Source organism: Gemmatimonadota bacterium (genome assembly GCA_009838845.1).
Classification (GTDB): Bacteria; Latescibacterota; UBA2968; order UBA2968; family UBA2968; genus VXRD01.
In genome coordinates this window covers 1-16,048 of sequence record VXRD01000030.1, presented here as the reverse complement: position 1 = coordinate 16,048, position 16,048 = coordinate 1, and the positions used below count along the sequence as shown (strand labels likewise).

Sequence of the window (16,048 nt, the reverse complement as noted above, 5' to 3'; positions counted from 1 at the left end):
GTGTTTTTAATCAATTCCTAAATTTACCAGTGGAAGGGGATTTTCCATGTCCGATGATAGGCCAAATATATTGTATGTGTTTTCAGATCAGCAGCGGGCATCTGCGATGGGGTGCTATTATGGCGATGAGGATCTCAATACGCCTCAATTTGATGCGTTTGCCGCTGAGGGGATGCGTCTGGATGCAGCGGTTTCGAGTACGCCTGTTTGTACGCCTTATCGCGCGATGTTGATGACGGGTAAATACGGCCATCATACGGGGGTGACGACCAATCGGTTTTATCCCGATTTGAGCGTGTATCCGTGTATTGGCACGGCGCTTAGCGCGAATGGTTACAGATGCGGGTATATTGGCAAGTGGCATTTGGGCGAGATTCAGGTCGATGCGGGCGATCCGTTGCGCCTGGGTTTTGACGATGAGTGGTATGTGGGTGATAATGCGCATAATTACTACGAGTGGGCTTATGCCACGGATAGTAGGGACCCGGTTGCGGGTAGTGGCTTTTATCGGCCTCAGATCGAGACGGATAGGGCGATTGCGTATATTAAAAATCGGGCGGGATCTGGACCGTGGTGTTTGTTTATGTCGTGGGGTCCGCCGCATCCGCCGCTTATAGCACCGGATCCCTATGTCGCGCCTTATCTGGATCGGGATTTGAATTTGCATCCGAATACGTCAAAGCTATCAGGTGATAGGGCCAGCGATGTGAGCGATTGGTACGCGCATTATTACGGGATGACTGAGGGGCTGGATATTGAGTGGGGGCGGTTGATGCGCGCGCTGGAAGAGAGCGGGCAGGCGGATAATACGATTGTGATGTACTCATCTGATCACGGCGAGATGCTGGGTAGCCAGGGTTTGCGAGGCAAGCGATGGCCTTATCGAGAATCTACGCAGGTTCCGTTTTTGGTTCGGTGGCCGGGCAAGGTTGAGGCTGGTTGTAGCTTGAGTATGCCGTTTGGCACACCGGATATTTTCCCAACTTTGTGCGGGTTGGCGGGTGTTGATGTTCCGGCTGGTCTGGATGGGGGAGATTTTTCGGGCGCGATTCTGGGGCAGCCCAATGCGCGTACTCAGGCGTATGCCTATACGACGATGCATCACACTTTTGCGGTGTGGCCCGGGTGGCGCGGGGTGCGAACCGAGCGATATAATTACGCGCGTTTGGAGAAGGAGCCCTGGGTTTTGTTCGATCTGGAGAACGATCCTTACGAGGAACGCAATCTGGTGGGGGAAGATCCCAAATTGGTTGCTGAGTTGGATGGGCTTTTGCAGGAGGCGATGGGCGCGTGTGGGGATACATGGCGCGGGGTGAGCCAGGCGTGCGGCGATTGGAAGGCGTGGTTGGGAGAGAAACAGGTTCAGCAGCAAGGGCCGGACGCCGTGTATCCAGGTTCTGAAGCGGTCAGGGAATGGGTGAATAGACGAATAGACGAATAGACGAATAGACGAATAGACGAATAGACGAATAGACGAATCAAGAAATCATCAACCTTACATATCAACCAACCCAATCAAAAGTGTCGTCATTGCGGCAGGGTGTTAGCCGCAATCCAGAGGTTTTGGGTGGTAGGGCGGGGTTCGTTGATTCGTTGATTCGCTGATTCGTTGATTCGTTGATTCGCTCAACATACCATCCCGCGTTTGGCGCGAATGCCATGGGCGGGCGGGTCGTCGCCAATCCAGCGTTCGTCAACGGGGTCCGATGCGAGTTGATATCGCGTGTCGGATGATATGCGGTACTCTTTGGAGTAGTTGTCGGAGCTTGAGTGGAGTGTGTACATCGAAAATATCAGCAGGTCTCCCATTTCGTATTCCGATACCAGCCAGCGTCCGCCCAGTTCTTTGCGGGTGGGTATGGCATTAGAGGAATACGATCCGCTCGAGTTCCACTTTATAGAAGCCCGCTCTTGATTGGTCAAGTTCCGCCCTTCGGCGCGTGCGCGTTCTACTATTTCCTGGGCATCGTCTTTGTTTTCGCAGTATAGATCGACGTCTGTTGATCCATAGCCCGCTTTCAGGTCGTGCAGTTTGTGTGAGTTTTCGAGCAGCATCAATCCGCCCATGTAGGAGGGTACATCGCCATAGGGTATCCAGGCGGTGTAGAGGTTTTTTGTTCCGCGGCCCATATAGACGATGTCGCAGTGTGGATTGGTGGCGGTGTGCAGTCCGGGCTGTTTGGCTCGAAACCAGGTGTAGTCAAAGTAGCGCGCAGGTCCGTCTAAAAAGAAGTCAAAAAACGACATGATCGGGCCTTCGTGGATTACTTTGTCCAGGGGGGGATTGTTGCGCGCGAGTAAGGGCATGAACGATCCCGTTGCGCGTCCGTCAATTTTCTTTTTTGAGGCTGCAATGCCGTCGATTGCCGGATAGCGTTCGTCTAATACACCCGCGCCCATGAGCCGATCCATGACTTCCTGGCGAGCGGCTAATACTTCATCTTTGTTCAGGTAATTTTTGAGAAATAAGTAGCCATTCTCTGTCATTCGGCGGTGGAGTTCGTCGCGATCATTTATCGCGTCATTGGATTTGCGTAAGCCGCCAAAGTCGTCCGACGAGTGGCCCAGGGGTTCGCCCTGATAAGTGAGTTTTAATGCTTTTTCTATTTCCATAGATGCCTCCGGGATATTTTGTTGTGTAATATACGAAAATAATTTAAATAAACAATGCTGTCCTAATGTTCTAATTCGCATTTTTAAGGAGTTTTTATGTTTCTCGCCAATATGACTTCTCCCGATGTCGATGCTTTGTCACGGGATCTGGTGGTTATTATACCCGTGGCTTCGCTCGAACAACACAGTTTGCATTTGCCCGTGTTTACCGATACGATGATTCTTCAGGAGGTGGTCAATCGCGTTGAGAAGCGGTTGTCCCGGGATGTGCTTATTCTCCCGGTTATGTGGCTGGGGTATTCGCAGCATCATATGAAGTATCCCGGTACGGTTTCTGCGTCGTCCGAGACGCATCTGGCGATTATGAACGATGTTCTCGCTTGTATGATTGAACACGGTTTTACGCAGTTTCTGCTCATTAATAGCCACGGGGGCAATGAGCCAAATATTTCGGTTTTGCGCCAGCGCGTTATGGAGAGGCATGAAGATGTCAATCTCTATACGACGACGCCGTATGCCGAACCGTCGAGTAAAAAAATAAATGAGGCTTTGTCGCTGGGGACAAAGGGATCCGGGCATGCGGGTGAGTGTGAGACCGCTATGATTATGGCGATAGATCCCGATCTGGTGAAGACAGATGCGTTACACAGGGATGGGCAGCGCCGTCGGGAGAGTATTCCAGGGCTGCGTCTGTACAAGCGGTTTGATCAGAATACAGATCATGGAGGGTTGGGAGATCCGCGTCCTGCGACGGCAGAGATGGGAGAGCAGATTTTTCAAGTTGCCGAAGATTTTCTGGTTGAGGCTATACAGAAGATTTATCGGGAAGGAAGAGGTCAGTAGTCAGAAAATTAAATATTGTATAAAAGCTGTCATCGCGGCATGATTTTGAGCCGCGATCCAGAAGGTTTTGTCATTACTGTCGTTTCCGTGTTCAAAAAATAAAAAGCCCGCACAGACCGTGCGGGCTTTGTCGTTTGTATCGCGACTAAAATGGCAGGTCGTCGTCTGCAGCATAAGGAGGTGGATCTGAAGCGGTCGTGTCGTCCGATGCAGAATCGTTTGACTGCGGTCTTGACTGCCCTCCGCCCTGAGGCGCGCCACCGCCATAGCTACCGTCCATACCGTCCATTTCGCCGCGGGCATCGAGCATTTGCATGTCGCGGGCAACCACTTCGGTGGTGTAGCGCTTTAGCCCGTCTTGCCCTTCCCAACTGCGCGTTTGCAACTTGCCTTCGATATAGACTTTGCTGCCTTTGCGCAGATACTGGTTGCAGATTTCGGCCAAACGGCCCCATACCACAATGCGGTGCCATTCGGTGCGTTCTTGTCTTTCACCACTGCTGTCGGTCCAGCTTTCGTTGGTGGCGATGCTGAAGTTCGATACGGCTGTGCCTCCTGGCGTGTATCGAAGCTCGGGATCGGCGCCAGAATTGCCGATCAAAATGACTTTGTTGACTCCTCGTGCCATACGTGGCCTCCTCAGGATTAGGTGTACGTTTCAGGGACATGGCACGACCCTGTAAGATTTAGTACGAATATACTTTTGCATGTGGGATTTGTCAAGGTGACATTGGTTAAAATAATGGCGAGGGGTGTTGCTATATCCTATATTGGATACATTCAAAGGAGGTTTTATGGAATATCGCATATTGGGGCGCACGGGTTTGAAGGTTTCGATTATGGGTATTGGCGGCGGTGGGCCTACGCAAATGGGACAAAATACGGGTGTCGATCAGGCGGGCGTGAATCGATTGGTGCAGCGCGCGCTGGATCTCGGTATAAATTTTTTCGATACGGCTGCTGCGTATGGCGAGAGTGAGACGATTATCGGAAATGCACTTAAGGGCGTGCCGCGCGATGATTATATTCTGGCGACGAAATTTCACGCCCATCGTCACAAGAGTGATGAGTTTGTGGGTCCAGAGGAAGTCGTCGATACTATTGAGCGCAGTTTGAAGCGTTTGCAGGTGGATTATGTCGATGTGATGCAGTGGCACGGTGTTCGTCCGCATCAGTATTCTGAGGCTATTGAGGGGCTGTGGCCCACGGTGGAGAGATTGAAAGATCAGGGGAAGTTCGGGTTTACGGGGGTGAGTGAGACATATGCCGAGGACCACAAACACGAGATGTTTTCTATGGCGCTGTCGGATGATTTGTTCGATACGGCGATGGTGGGTTACAATTTGTTGAGTCCGACGCCCGAGCACGAGGTTTTGCCTATGTGTCAGGAGCGAGATGTGGGCGTGATTTGCATGGTTGCTGTTCGGCGGGCACTGGCTCGGCCCGATGTGCTCAAAGAGCGCATTGCGTATGCAAAGGATAAGGGGTTGATTGCGCGAGATGCGCTGGACGATGAGGATCCGCTGGGATGGTTGGTCAAGGGCGATGTTACGTCGTTGCCCGCGGCGGGTTATAAGTACGTGAATGCACATCCCGCGATGGGTGTGGTGCTGTCGGGGACCGCAAATATTGACCATTTGGAAGAAAATGTGAAGGCGATTCTCGGCCCGCCTTTGCCAGATGAAGATATGGCGCGGTTGCGGTCTATTTTTGGCGATGTGTGGGAGCCGTTGGGGAATTAAAGGAGTAGTTTTTTTGAATAATCCAATTTCTGAGTGGAATCGGGATTTTCGTTTGCTGGCGCTTGCGGTTGCTTCGCAGGGGATTTTTTTTGGCGTGCAGTTGACGCTTTACAACAATTTTGTTGTTGATCGCCTGAATATCGACGCGCACGAGTTGGGATATGTGGAAGCCCTGCGCGAGGTGTCGGGTTTTATGAATGCGTTTTTTGTCGCGCTGATGGTGAGGTTCGCGCCTCCTGTTGTGGCTGCGATTTCGCTGATGGTTATGGGTGCGGGCATTATGGCTTATGCCCAGGTTGATTCGGTTTTTTTGCTGGCGGTGTATTCGTTTGTGTGGGGTGTGGGTTTTCACTGCTGGATACCGATGGAGCAGTCGATGGCGCTGCTTTTTTCGCCAGAGGGTAAGAAGGGGAAGTGGTTGGGGCAGTTGCGCAGTGTGAATAGTGTGGCGTGGTTGTTGTCTATTTTGATTTGTAAGTTGGCTTATGATTTTGTCGGGTACAATGGTTTGTTTGTTATGGCGGGTGCCGCTACTGTGGGCGGTGGTTTTGCCATTTTGTTTGCGTCTCGCAAGCGGCCACCCGACGAGCGGAGTTTTGTGTTTAAGCGGCGGTATGGTCTGTATTACGCGCTGAATTTTTTGCAGGGCATGCGGAAGCAGATGTTTATTACGTTTGCGATTTTTGCTCTGGTGAAGATACACGGGATGCCCGTGCATACGACGATGATTCTGGTGCTGATGAATCAGACGTTGATTACGCTGACTGCGCCGACGATGGGCAAGTTGGTGGATCAGTACGGCGAGCGGAAGATGCTGTCGCTCAGTTATATCGGGTTGACTTTTGTGTTTGTGGGCTACGCGGTGGTGACGCATCGACCAACGCTGTACGTTTTGTATTGTGTCGATAATATTATCTTTTTTGGCGGGATTGCGCTGACGACGTATTTGCACAAGATTGCGCCGGAGTCGGATCTCAAGCCGTCGCTTGCGATGGGCGTGACGATGAATCATGTGGCTTCTGTTGCGGCACCGCTTTTGGGCGGTTTCGCATGGCACTATTTTGGCTATCAGGTGATTTTCTTTAGCGGTGCTGTTCTGGCTCTGATTTCGCTTATTGTGAGTCAATGGGTTGATCCCGAAGGGCAGCTTCAGAGGGAGCGGGAAGAGATGCCCGGGGACGTGGCTGCACAACCTGTGTCGTGAGTGGAGAGAGGAAGATGGCTGGTAAGGCGTTTGATACATGGAAACCGATTGTTGAAGATGACGAGGCGATCAGGGCGGCGTTGGAGGATGCGAATATTCCGGCGCTGATGGTTTCGCTGGTGCATTTGACCGGGGATATGGGCATTGTGCGGGGGGAGATTCGTCCACGGGCGAGGAATCTGGCGGATCCACAGGCGGGTGTGAAAGAGGATCAGCAGGCGGTTGTTCGGGAGATTGCTTTTGAGGTGTTGAAGGCTTATCGGGATCGCGGTTGTACTCTGCCTCCTGCACCGAGCCGGGCGCGGGTTTGGGAGATGATGAATTTTATGATTGGAGAGGAGATTCCCGAAGATTACGGGGCGTTTTTGGAGGGGGAGTTGTCTTTGAATGGCGAGGATCCTTTTGTGCCTCCGGGTATGGATGATTTACCCGAGGATAAGAAGAGAGATTTTCGCGTGTTGATTATTGGGGCGGGGATGTCCGGGTTGCTGGCGGCGCATCGGCTACAAGAGGCGGGGATTTCGTTTACGGTGGTGGAGAAGAATGCCGATGTGGGTGGGACATGGCTGGAGAATACGTATCCCGGATGCCGCGTTGACAGTCCGAATCACTCGTATTCCTATTCTTTTGTGCCCAAGAATTGGCCGCAGTATTTTTCCACGCAGCAGGTGCTTCTCGATTATTTCAAGCAGTTTGCAGCGGATTTTCATTTGCGCGAGCATGTTCGATTTCAGACAGAGGTGGTGTGCGGGCGTTTTGATGAAGAGGGCAAGGTCTGGAAGGTTGAGGTGCGGGACAAAGAGGGGGTGCGGCAGACGATTGAGGCGAATGCTATTATCAGTGCTGTGGGGCAACTCAATCGCCCAAAGTTGCCGGATATTGCGGGGCGCGAGTGCTATCGGGGGATTGCTTTTCATTCTGCGCGATGGCCGCGGGAATGCGATTTGGCGGATAAGCGCGTTGGGGTGATTGGTACGGGTGCGAGTGCCTTTCAGTTTGTGCCGGAGATCGCAAAGCAGGCGCGCGAGGTTTTTGTGTTTCAGCGCACGCCGCCCTGGATTCAGCCCAATCCGCATTATCACGCGGATGTGCCAGAGGGGCAACACTATCTCTTGAATCATGTGCCGTTTTACGCCAAGTGGTTTCGGCTGTTTATGTTCTGGCGTTCGGCAGAAGGAATGCTCGGTGCGGCGAAAAAGGATCCGGCGTGGCCGCATCAGGAACGCGCGGTGAGCAAGGCGAATGACAAGGTGCGCCAGCGGATTATAGAATATATCGAGTCGGTGCTGGGCGATGATCCCGAGTTGATGCAGAAGTGTATTCCAGATTTTCCGCCGGCTGGCAAGCGCATGTTGTGGGATAATGGCCTGTGGTTGCGTACTTTGAAGCGGGAGAATGTGCATCTTATTACGGATCCGATTAAGAGGATTACGGAGTCCGGTTTGACGACGCGGTCGGGTAAGGACTATGATTTTGATGTGCTGATTTACGGTACGGGGTTTCAGCCGAGTCGGATGTTGTGGCCGATGACGTTTGAGGGGATTGAGCGCAGAGATTTACAGGCGCATTGGGATGGCGATCCTCGCGCGTATAAAGGTGTTTCTATTCCGGGATTTCCCAATTTTTTTTGTATGTATGGGCCAAATACGAATATTGTCGTGAATGGGAGTATTATCTTTTTTTCCGAGTGCGAGATGAGGTATATCCTGGGGTGTATCAAGTTGCTGGTTGAGACGGGATGCGCTGCGATGGATTGCAAACGGGATGTTCACGATCGGTATAATGAGCGCATTGATGCGGGTAATCTGGAGATGGCCTGGGGCGCGCCAAATGTTCGGAGTTGGTATAAGAACGAGGCCGGGCGGGTGACGCAAAATTGGCCGTTTTCAATGCACGAGTTCTGGAAGCAGACGCGGGCACCTGATTCTGAGGATTATGTGTTTGTTTAAATTCTCATGTTCTCCAACTATTTCACCATCGCATGCCGCAATCTGTGGTCGCACAAGCGCGATACGCTGATCAATTTGCTCAGTCTTATTGTGGGGCTGTCGTGTTGTGTGATGGCGATTGTGATTATTTATTGCGAGATGAGCTATGACCGGTTTCATCCGGATGTGCATCGCATTTATCGGGTTTTGCGAGAGCGGGTGAGCAATGAGCAGACGCAGGTGCGGTGGCTAACTTCGGGGGCACTCGCCCGGACACTTGAGGCGGAGATGCCCGAAGTTGAGTTGGCGTCCAAAAATCGCATTTATCCGGTTGTGGTGCAGTATGAGGACCGGGAGCTTACGCTGGCGCAGGGGCAGGTTGATGACCGGTTTTTTGAGTTGTTTCGCTTTCCTTTTGCTATGGGCGATGCCAGCGCGTTGTCGCAGCCGTATCGGGTTGCGATTACAGAGTCAGCGGCAGAGCGGTTGTTTGGCGAGGCCGATCCCATAGGCAAAGTTATTACGATTCGCGAGCGGTATTACGGCGGCGATTATACGGTTGCCGCTGTTTTGCAGACGCCTCCGAGGTTTTCGTCCATTCAGTTTGATTTGTTGCATTTTACCAATGGGCGGACAGTGGAGGCTATTTTTGATTGGACGCAGTGGCGGGGGTTGGTGCAACAGGCGGGTATTGAGACTTTTGTGCGTTTGCGCGATGGGGTAGATGCGGGTGAATTTGAAGCAAAAATGTCGGGTGTTATTGAACGGCATATGGGCGCAGATGTGCGCCGCATTCTTTCGTTTCGCTTGCAGCCTCTTGCGCGGTTGCATCTGTATGGGGTTCAGGATTACAATTTGCCTTCGGGCGGCGATGTGCAGGCGCTCTATCTTTTTGCGGCTATTGCGGTGCTGGTTCTGGCGATTGCCGCGATCAATTTTGTCAATCTCGCTACGGCGCGTTCGATGTTCCGCGCGCGCGAGGTGGGGATGCGGAAGGTGGTTGGTGCGCGACGCGGTCAGTTGATTCAGCAATTTTTGTGCGAGACAGTTTTGCTCGCGCTTTTCGCTGTGGTTGTAGCCGTGCCCCTTGCGCGCGTCGCATTGTTGGAACTCAGCGCGCAGACGGACGCACATTACGCGTTGGATGCGCCGATGCTGTTCGTGCTCTTGCCGGGGCTTTTAGCGCTTGCCGCGTTCGTGGGTTTGATGGCGGGGGTGTATCCCGCGCTTTATTTTTCCGGGTTTCGTCCGGCTGATGTGCTCAAGGGCGTCGCGTATTTGCCGGGTGCGCGGCTTCGGCAGGTTCTGGTTGTGGCGCAATTTGCCATTGCCATTTTGCTTATGATTGTTGCGGATGTTATTTATCGGCAATTGGACTTTATTCAGGACAAGGATCTCGGTTTTGACAAAGAGCATCTCGTTTTGCTGCCGATCTTTAAGCTGGATCGCCGGCTCAAGACCAATGATGATCCCTGGCTCGTGGCGCAGTACAATACTGTAAAGCAGGCGTTTTTGAAACATCCCAATATTGTTTCGGTGTCTGCTTTTCGCTTTTTGCCCGGGCAAGATGGCGGTGGTTTTGTGCGGATTGTCAAGCCCGAAGGTCATGATCATACCGAGTGGCGGATGCCCGTGCAAGAAGCGGATGAAGATTTTTTTGCTACTTTCGGTGTGTCCATTTTGGCTGGTCGCACGTTTTCATCCGGGGTTGAGCGCGACCGCACGCATGCGTATATTCTCAATGAGACCGCTGTGCGCGCGCTTGGCTGGACAATGGAGGATGCCGTGGGACGGCGTTTTGGGCGGGCGCGTTCAGAAGATGATGCCAGGGGGGCTGTGATTGGTGTGATTGCAGATTTTCACTATGCTTCTCTTCGCGAACCGATTGGTCCGGCGGTTTTTGCTTATCGGCAGTGGTTTTACGATTATCTGGCGTTGCGGGTGCGCGATTTTCCAGAGGTTCGACCTTTTCTCGAGGAGACCTGGGATACATTTATGCCAGCAGATAAGCCTTTTGAGTTTACATTTCTCGATGAGGAACTCGATGCAATTTATCGGGTGGAAAGGGTTTTGGGGCAGGCTGTTACCGCTTTTGCCGGGTTGGTGTGTTTGCTGGCGTGTTTGGGTTTGTTCGGGCTGGCGGCTTTTACGGCTGAACGCCGCAGGCGCGAGATTGGTATTCGCAAGGTGCTCGGTGCGTCTGTTTCAAGTGTTGTTTTGTTGTTGTCCAAAGCGTTTTTGAAGCTGGTGCTTGTCGCCAATCTCATTGCCTGGCCCGTTGCCTATTATTTGACAAATACCTATTTGCAAAATTTTGCGTATCGCGCATCTTTCAGTTTGTGGCCTTTTGTGTTTTCGGGTTTGCTTGCACTTTTAATTGCACTTTTGACCGTTGGTACGCAGGCGTTCAGGGTTGCGAATACCAATCCGGTAGAAATACTGCGGCATGAATAGGTGTGTAACAGGAGTCGCAGCACAATGCCAGTAATCCAGGGGAACTCACGCTTTGCTAACACGTATAATATTGAAATTGATCACTACTATGGAGGTCCTCCTATGTTCTTTACACTTCTTCTCATCACGCTCGTAGTCGCCGCTCTCGTGTCTTTTATTGCCGTGCGTGCGTTTAGTAGCGCGATTACCAGTATTCTTCACCGGCTTATTGATGATGCAATAGCAAGCGCGTGGGTGCGCTATATGAAGTTTGCGATTTTTGTGGTGGGTATTTCTGGGGGTGTGCGTGTCCGTTCTCTGGAGCGTTATATTTTGCCGCAGGAGCATTTCGATCCCGCAGGTAAATCCCGCGATATGCCGCCCTTTGAACTGACTACCGAACGCTGGGTGCTCGAGATCTATCGTACGGTTATCGAATCTCTGCAATCTATCGCGTGGATGTTGCTCGTCTTTTTTATTGTTTCACTCGGTATGTACATTGTCGTGCGTATCTTTGAGATGCGCCGAGGGACGAACGAGTGATGAGTAGAGAGGGGCGATAAAGCGGTGGACATCGGATTGCAGCGAATTATATTGACGCAAAGGGGTCTGGTATGGAGAAAATAGAGAAAAAAGTGATACCGGGCTGGACCGGAAGATGCTATGAGGATTTCGAGGTGGGCGAAGTCTATCGAAGCCGGTTCGGGCGGACGGTGACGACGGCTGACAATCAGCTGTTCACACACCTGACCCTGAATACCAATCCGCTTCACTTTGACGAGGAGTACGCCCGCCGGACGCGGTGGGGAAAGATTCTGGTGAACAGCACGTTTACGCTCGCGCTGGTCGTGGGGATGAGTGTCCCGGACGTGAGCGAGCAGGCGATGGCGAACCTGGGTTGGAGCGAGATCCGGCTTCCGAACCCTGTATTTGTGGGAGATACGCTCTATTGCGAGACGGAGGTGCTCGCCAGGCGGGAGTCGAAGTCTTACCCGGAAGCGGGCATCGTGAAGGTGCGCACGCGGGGCGTGAATCAGCACGGCCGCGTCGTCATAGATCTGACTCGTAGCGTGATGGTCTATAAGCGGGCGCACGCGCCGTTGGAGGATACTTTTCCCGAAATTCACGAGGAGAAAGACGGGTGAAGTCGATGCGGTCCTGGCTTTTTGTGCCGGGGCACCAGCAGCGTATGATCGACAAGGCTCTGGGTCTGCCGGCGGATGTGCTGATATTCGATCTGGAGGACGGCGTCCCGGAGGCCGAGAAGGATGTTGCGCGCAGTCGTGTCGCTGCCGCACTGGATGGCGCGCGTGGCGGCCCAATGCGATTCGTCAGGGTTCACGAGGCCGGTTCCTCCGAATTGGACGCCGATCTGCAGGCGATCGCGCGTGCGGGGCTACAAGGGCTCGTGTTGCCCAAAGTGCAGGGACCGGAGGATGTGCTTCAGGTGTGCCAGTGGCTGGACCGACACGAGACCAGAGCGGGTATTCCATCCGGAGGCGTCGGGCTTCTGGCAATCATTGAGAGTGCCCGGGGTCTGGTTCAGGCTCCTGCGATCGCATCCGTTACACCCAGGCTGGTGGGGCTTATGTTCGGCGCGGAGGATTTCGCGCTGGATATGGGCCTCTTTTCGCATCCGGGACAGGGATTGGTCAATTACGCTCGGTCGGCGCTGGCGGTGGCTGCGGCAAGCGGACAAATCCGGGCTATAGACAAGGTGTTTACGGACATCGGTGATCTTGACGGGCTGGCCGCGGAGGCGCGGCAGGCCAGGGATCTGGGGTTTGCCGGAAAAGCTGTGATCCATCCGGGTCAGGTTGGGGCAGTGAATGAAATTTTCAGTCCCACGGAGGTCGAGGAGAGGTGGGCACGGCGAATTGTTGAGGCTTTTGAACGGCGGGCAGACGAAGGCCCGGCGACTGTAGATGGCCGGATGGTAGATAGGCCGATTCTGGAACGGGCGCGATGGATCCTGGATCGTCTTGAGGGAGAGCCCAATGACCAGCAGGCCGATTGAAAAAGAAGAGGGTTAACTTGCACGACCAAAACCAACATCCTCCCCTGCATGGAATAAGGATTGTCTCGGTGGAGCAGTTCGGAGCGGGTCCGTGGGCAACGATGATGCTGGCGGACCTTGGGGCGGAAATCATCAAGGTCGAGAATCCCGAGACAGGTGGCGATGTCGCGCGTTACGTGCCTCCCTATACCGCTGAACAGGATAGCGTGTATTTCCAGAGTTTCAACCGAAACAAGAAGAGTATGACGCTGAATTTGCAGCATCCAGGCGGGCGGGAGGTGTTGCATCGGCTGGTGGGGATTTCGGATGGGGTGTTCAACAACTTGCGCGGAGACCTTCCTGCCCGGCTGGGTCTGGACTATCCGGCGCTGAGTGCAATCAAGGCTTCAATTGTATGCTGCTCGCTTTCCGCATTTGGACGGCAGGGGTCTCGGGCGGGCGAACCGGGATACGATTATCTGATGCAGGGATATGCCGGATGGATGAGTCTTACGGGCGAGCCAGACGGTCCACCGACGAAGACAGGGCTTTCTCTCGTGGATCTCGGCGCGGGCACCATGGCGTCCCTGGGCATGGTCAGCGCGATTTTTCGCGCCAGACAGACGGACCTGGGGTGCGACGTAGATGTGAATCTGTTCGATACGGCGCTGGCGAATCTGGGATATGTGGCGGCGTGGTTCCTGACCAGAGGGTATCAGGCGCATCGGACGCCCGATTCTTCTCATCCGTCACAGATCCCGTCTCAGGTGGTGCCGACCAGGGACGGATGGCTCGTGATCATGTGCGCAAAGGAGAAGTTTTTTCAAAATCTGGTACGCGTTCTGGGAGTGCCGGAACTGGCGGAAGATTCCCGGTTCTGCTCTTTTGCGGATCGCCTGGAGAATCGGGATATTCTGGTTCCGATTCTGAAGGATCTCTTCCGCAAGAAGACAACCGACGATTGGCTGGCGCTGCTCAAGGGCAAGGTGCCTTGCGCGCCCGTGAATACGGTTGAGCAAGCTTTTGCCGACCCGCAGGTGGCCGAGGATAATATGATACTGGCGTTGCCGCATCCGGAGTTCGGAGCCGTCCGGGTGGTGGCGAGTCCCATAGAGGTCGGCGGCGGATCGGTTGAACCCCGGCGCGGGCCTTCACTGGGAGAACACAACGAGCAGGTTCTGAGTGAATATCTCGGATATTCAGTACCAGAGATTGAGAAACTCCGAAGCGACGGCGCCATTTGAATTTTTATGCGTTGGGCAATTCTGTCCGCAATGCGAATTTTTCCTCGGGCGTTCCCGCGCCTTTTAATACTTCCAGATACGCTTGGTGCAGTCGCTGTGCTTCGGCCATGTTTTGCTGGTTATATATGTTGTTCTTTTGCGCGAGGTCTGTTTGGAGGTCGTATAGTTCCGCCGGCCAGTTGGGTCCGCGATAGTGCAATGTCCAGTTGCCGTCTGTGATGCTGGAGCACACGCTGCGGTCTTCGCGCACTGGCAGGGTTGCCGATGTGACGGCGACTTTCCGTTGTTCTTCTGCTTTTTCGCCTTTTAAGATGGGGGCGACGGATATGCCGTGCAGTCCATCGGGTTTTTTTATGCCTGCCAGATCGAGAATTGTGGGCATGAAATCGACGGGTTGTGTCAGGACTTTTGTGCGTTTTCCCGCTGCGTTGCTGCCGGGTATATATCCCATGAAAGCTGTGTGGGATACTTCTTCGTAATAGGGCCAGTCGCCGTCTGGTCCCTGTCCGCTTTTGCCAATGCGTCCGTGGTCGCCGATATAATGCCCGTGATCAGACATGAAGATCACGGCGGTGTCTTCCCAGAGATTCAGGTTTTCTACTTTTTCCAACAGGTGACCGACCCAGGTGTCCATGAGTGTGACTTCACCTGCGTATAGTGCCCGCGTGTGTTTGATTTCTTCTGCGCTCAGGTAATCGCAATAGTCGTAAATGGGATGGTCGATGACTTCGCCTGTGTAGTCGGGGTTGTACATATTGACGTAGTGCGCGGGGGGATCCCACGGTTCGTGAGGGTCAAAGGTGTCGATGTAGAGGAAGAATTTTTCGTGGGTGTGGTTTGCTTCCAGCCAGTCTGCGGCGCGTTGCATGGTGCGTGCGACAAAGGTGTCGCGTTCTGTTTCCCAGTGTGCTGCACGCCAGCGATAGTGATACTGTTGCATGCGCTCAGGTGTGCGAATTTTTTCGGGGACTGATTCGAGGGGGACGGGTACATCATCTGTGATTGAGCGATCGCCTTCTTGCCCGCGAATCCATTCCCAGCCCAAAAACCCGCGGTCAAATTGATGTCCGTCTCTTACCAGGTGCGGTGTGTCGCATAAGAGCATGGTGACATATCCCGCGTCTGTGAGGAGTTCGGACAAGATGACTTCATCTTCGGGAAGTGGCGTCCAGCCTCGAAAGGGAAAGGTGAGTCTGCCGGTCATCATGTCTGTGCGCGTGGGTATTGTTGGGAATGATGCCTGGTACGCGCGGTCAAAGACCATGCAGCGTTTGGAGAATGCGTCTATATGCGGTGTGCGGATCCAGTTATTGCCATGACAGCCCAGGTGATCGTAGCGCAGGGTGTCGGACATTACGACGATGATGTTCATGGTAGTCCTCCAAAAAAGGTTGCTGAATGCTGAGAATTGAGCTTGAGTAAAATAATTCCTTTTTTTAAATCTGCAATACGAACGCCAGATGGTTCAAAATGGTGTTGTGATCTAAAAAAGCCCCGGGTTTCTCCAGGGCTATTGAATTCATAAGCGTTCTGTCTAAACGGACTCTAATTTGGGCCTACCTCTTGGGTGTTCATTGCGCCATTGCACAATTTTTTGCGCGTCAGGTTCAGATAGAATAATGGGATATGTAGGCCCGTATTGTTTGCCGATGTCTATTCCCGAAGCCCGCATCGAATGGATGGTATTGCGCAATGTGCGTGGTGTAATGTCCAATTTTTCCGCTAATTCTGAAATTGAATAAATGGTTTCTTTTTTTCCATGTAAAATTTTTGCGTGTCCCGAAAGAATATCGTTCAGATCCACATCTTTACTGGCATTTTCAATTGTAATAGATACCAATTTATCTTTATCATTATAGGACAGAATAATGTCCTGATGTTCGCCATCTGATCCGGCATTTTCTGCGCCACCAGATGCAGGTGTAGAACTCAGTGTAATATGAATCATATCATTTTAGGGAAAATACTCTAGGGATTTCATATCAGGGATCCTTTCGTATAAAATATACTCATATGGGAATATTTTTCAATGAAAAAAATGCAAA

14 protein-coding genes are annotated in these 16,048 nt (G+C 52.8%); 10 read left to right on the top strand and 4 right to left on the bottom strand.

The genetic code is table 11. From position 1 onward, the window contains the following. Positions 1-46 precede the first annotated feature (46 nt). The gene (locus F4Y39_04775; GenBank protein ID MYC13023.1) at positions 47-1,441 is read left to right on the top strand and encodes a sulfatase-like hydrolase/transferase; all 1,395 of its coding nucleotides are present in this window, start codon (positions 47-49) and stop codon (positions 1,439-1,441) included. 185 nt (positions 1,442-1,626) lie between these two features. Here the strand turns inward: F4Y39_04775 and F4Y39_04770 are convergent, their stop codons facing one another. Further along, positions 1,627-2,613, bottom strand: a complete 987-nt coding sequence (locus F4Y39_04770; protein MYC13022.1) for a phytanoyl-CoA dioxygenase — start codon at positions 2,611-2,613, stop codon at positions 1,627-1,629. A 96-nt stretch (positions 2,614-2,709) separates the two neighbouring features. Here F4Y39_04770 and F4Y39_04765 point away from each other — a divergent pair, with 96 nt between their 5' ends. Further along, positions 2,710-3,456 (top strand): creatininase family protein, encoded by a 747-nt coding sequence (locus F4Y39_04765; GenBank protein ID MYC13021.1) that lies wholly within the window; start codon positions 2,710-2,712, stop codon positions 3,454-3,456. 145 nt (positions 3,457-3,601) lie between these two features. Here F4Y39_04765 and F4Y39_04760 read toward each other — a convergent pair whose 3' ends face one another. Next, positions 3,602-4,084: a single-stranded DNA-binding protein gene (locus F4Y39_04760; GenBank protein MYC13020.1), complete on the bottom strand. Its 483-nt coding sequence runs from the start codon at positions 4,082-4,084 to the stop codon at positions 3,602-3,604. A 166-nt stretch (positions 4,085-4,250) separates the two neighbouring features. On the opposite strand from F4Y39_04760, the gene F4Y39_04755 reads away from it, so the two are divergent. The 8 genes from F4Y39_04755 to F4Y39_04720 all read left to right on the top strand — a co-directional run bounded on the left by F4Y39_04755 (position 4,251) and on the right by F4Y39_04720 (position 14,003). Further along, the gene (locus F4Y39_04755; GenBank protein ID MYC13019.1) at positions 4,251-5,198 is read left to right on the top strand and encodes an aldo/keto reductase; all 948 of its coding nucleotides are present in this window, start codon (positions 4,251-4,253) and stop codon (positions 5,196-5,198) included. Continuing rightward, a complete protein-coding gene (locus F4Y39_04750; protein ID MYC13018.1) occupies positions 5,137-6,402 on the top strand; it encodes an MFS transporter in 1,266 nt (421 codons plus the stop codon). Before F4Y39_04755 ends, F4Y39_04750 begins: the two co-directional genes overlap by 62 nt. Before the next feature lie 14 nt (positions 6,403-6,416). Further along, on the top strand, positions 6,417-8,351 hold the full coding sequence (locus F4Y39_04745; GenBank protein MYC13017.1) for an NAD(P)/FAD-dependent oxidoreductase: 1,935 nt from the start codon (positions 6,417-6,419) through the stop codon (positions 8,349-8,351). Positions 8,352-8,357: 6 nt separating this feature from the next. Beyond that, positions 8,358-10,784: an FtsX-like permease family protein gene (locus F4Y39_04740; GenBank protein ID MYC13016.1), complete on the top strand. Its 2,427-nt coding sequence runs from the start codon at positions 8,358-8,360 to the stop codon at positions 10,782-10,784. 102 nt (positions 10,785-10,886) lie between these two features. Then, positions 10,887-11,306 (top strand): hypothetical protein, encoded by a 420-nt coding sequence (locus F4Y39_04735; GenBank protein MYC13015.1) that lies wholly within the window; start codon positions 10,887-10,889, stop codon positions 11,304-11,306. Between the two features lie 71 nt (positions 11,307-11,377). Next, positions 11,378-11,908: a MaoC family dehydratase gene (locus F4Y39_04730; protein MYC13014.1), complete on the top strand. Its 531-nt coding sequence runs from the start codon at positions 11,378-11,380 to the stop codon at positions 11,906-11,908. Beyond that, positions 11,905-12,780, top strand: a complete 876-nt coding sequence (locus F4Y39_04725; protein MYC13013.1) for a CoA ester lyase — start codon at positions 11,905-11,907, stop codon at positions 12,778-12,780. Before F4Y39_04730 ends, F4Y39_04725 begins: the two co-directional genes overlap by 4 nt. Before the next feature lie 17 nt (positions 12,781-12,797). Further along, positions 12,798-14,003: a CoA transferase gene (locus F4Y39_04720; protein ID MYC13012.1), complete on the top strand. Its 1,206-nt coding sequence runs from the start codon at positions 12,798-12,800 to the stop codon at positions 14,001-14,003. Between the two features lie 4 nt (positions 14,004-14,007). On the opposite strand, the gene F4Y39_04715 is transcribed toward F4Y39_04720, so the two are convergent. Continuing rightward, on the bottom strand, positions 14,008-15,375 hold the full coding sequence (locus F4Y39_04715) for a sulfatase-like hydrolase/transferase (GenBank protein ID MYC13011.1): 1,368 nt from the start codon (positions 15,373-15,375) through the stop codon (positions 14,008-14,010). Between the two features lie 162 nt (positions 15,376-15,537). Continuing rightward, positions 15,538-15,951, bottom strand: a complete 414-nt coding sequence (locus F4Y39_04710; GenBank protein ID MYC13010.1) for an HTH domain-containing protein — start codon at positions 15,949-15,951, stop codon at positions 15,538-15,540. Positions 15,952-16,048: the final 97 nt, after the last annotated feature.

What these genes read in the sequence shown, in the direction of transcription:
- F4Y39_04750 (MYC13018.1), top strand. Translation starts at nt 5,137, where the DNA reads ATGAAGATATGGCGCGGTTGCGGTCTATTTTTGGCGATGTGTGGGAGC.
- F4Y39_04770 (MYC13022.1), bottom strand. Translation starts at nt 2,613, where the DNA reads ATGGAAATAGAAAAAGCATTAAAACTCACTTATCAGGGCGAACCCCTG.
- F4Y39_04710 (MYC13010.1), bottom strand. Translation starts at nt 15,951, where the DNA reads ATGATTCATATTACACTGAGTTCTACACCTGCATCTGGTGGCGCAGAA.
- F4Y39_04735 (MYC13015.1), top strand. Translation starts at nt 10,887, where the DNA reads ATGTTCTTTACACTTCTTCTCATCACGCTCGTAGTCGCCGCTCTCGTG.
- F4Y39_04775 (MYC13023.1), top strand. Translation starts at nt 47, where the DNA reads ATGTCCGATGATAGGCCAAATATATTGTATGTGTTTTCAGATCAGCAG.
- F4Y39_04715 (MYC13011.1), bottom strand. Translation starts at nt 15,375, where the DNA reads ATGAACATCATCGTCGTAATGTCCGACACCCTGCGCTACGATCACCTG.
- F4Y39_04740 (MYC13016.1), top strand. Translation starts at nt 8,358, where the DNA reads ATGTTCTCCAACTATTTCACCATCGCATGCCGCAATCTGTGGTCGCAC.
- F4Y39_04730 (MYC13014.1), top strand. Translation starts at nt 11,378, where the DNA reads ATGGAGAAAATAGAGAAAAAAGTGATACCGGGCTGGACCGGAAGATGC.
- F4Y39_04765 (MYC13021.1), top strand. Translation starts at nt 2,710, where the DNA reads ATGTTTCTCGCCAATATGACTTCTCCCGATGTCGATGCTTTGTCACGG.
- F4Y39_04760 (MYC13020.1), bottom strand. Translation starts at nt 4,084, where the DNA reads ATGGCACGAGGAGTCAACAAAGTCATTTTGATCGGCAATTCTGGCGCC.
- F4Y39_04745 (MYC13017.1), top strand. Translation starts at nt 6,417, where the DNA reads ATGGCTGGTAAGGCGTTTGATACATGGAAACCGATTGTTGAAGATGAC.
- F4Y39_04755 (MYC13019.1), top strand. Translation starts at nt 4,251, where the DNA reads ATGGAATATCGCATATTGGGGCGCACGGGTTTGAAGGTTTCGATTATG.